Below are 1146 nucleotides of genomic sequence, written 5' to 3'. Positions count from 1 at the left end.
GGACTAAAATAGAAAAAATTCTGGACGAGACTGTATTTAAAAACGTTTCTGAAAAATCCAGATATGTAGTAACTATGGTAATTGTTATGGTGGGAGAATTTGTTCTCATAGTCATTACTTCATTAAATTGGAGAGCTTCAATTATTGACACACTCTTTTTTGGTAGTATTATTTTGTTCTGCTGTATATGGCTAATACCTTATTTTGTTAATCAACAACAAAACATCGCTAAAGTTATGGATAAGCATTTTAGTGGAGGGGTAGATTTAGGTGAAATTCAAGTTCATCGTGCGAAACTTTCTGCATTTAATTTAGGAAGTATTGTATTTTCTATAGTGGGAATTATTATACCTATTTGTTATTATTTTAAATACTTTTTATAACGGTTTATTGGTTCTGTTGGAAATTTTTTAAAGATATAGTAATAGGTGAGATTACAGATATTTATGTAGAAACAACTTAGATGTATAAGACAATCCATGTGAGCGAAAACAGTAAAATACCCTATAAGGTCTCTTTTACTTGTTATCAATTAAAAAATGGTACTAATTTCCAAAACTTCCACCAGGACTTCTTTTTAGCTGCCCTCCCACCACTATGAGAGGTAAGTGAAGGAAACCGATACAGCTTGTGCGTATGCAGTGCATTTTGGCCTGGGTCACAGTCTTTTAACGTGGTCGAACTACAGGGGGAGTAAGCATATTCCCGATGGATCCATTTCTATACTTCCATTATCTAGGGAAATCCCCCAGTATCCAAGACTAAATTTTACCCATACATCATTTTTTGATGTAGCTCTTGAAGATAAAAACTATTTAATTTTCAAGGAACAGTTATTAACTTAAAACTTATTATACGAGGAGGGTGTATCATGAAAAAAATATGCTTTGTATTAATTGTCGACGCTGGTATAAATTATGGTTCAATATTTTCTCTACCATTTTTAAGGAATCAGGATGATTTGAAGGAATATTTCTCTAAGTATTATGATGTTTCAATTAATTATATTAGGGATAAAAACTCAGTTGACTATTTGGTAGTTCCCAAACCGTGTCCAGCTTTTGATAATGAAAATAATCTTCCAATAATTGAAGTACCAGCAATCTTATTTATGGAAAAGAATTTTGAAAAAATAAAGACTTATAT

The 1146-nt window shown here is 31.4% G+C and carries 2 protein-coding genes; both read left to right on the top strand.

The features are described from left to right. Positions 1-383, top strand: a 383-nt coding sequence (locus ACQGS6_RS28995) for a hypothetical protein (RefSeq protein ID WP_426966071.1), incomplete at its 5' end; no start/stop codon positions are given. A gap of 488 nt (positions 384-871) precedes the next feature. Beyond that, positions 872-1146 (top strand): hypothetical protein (locus ACQGS6_RS28990; RefSeq protein WP_375869775.1); only part of this gene is annotated, 275 nt, incomplete at its 3' end.

The sequence above is a fragment of the Bacillus sp. GMs2/2 genome (genome assembly GCF_050172095.1).
Classification (GTDB): Bacteria; Bacillota; Bacilli; order Bacillales; family Bacillaceae_G; genus Bacillus_A; species Bacillus_A cereus.
This window is presented reverse-complemented; position numbering and strand designations above follow the sequence as displayed.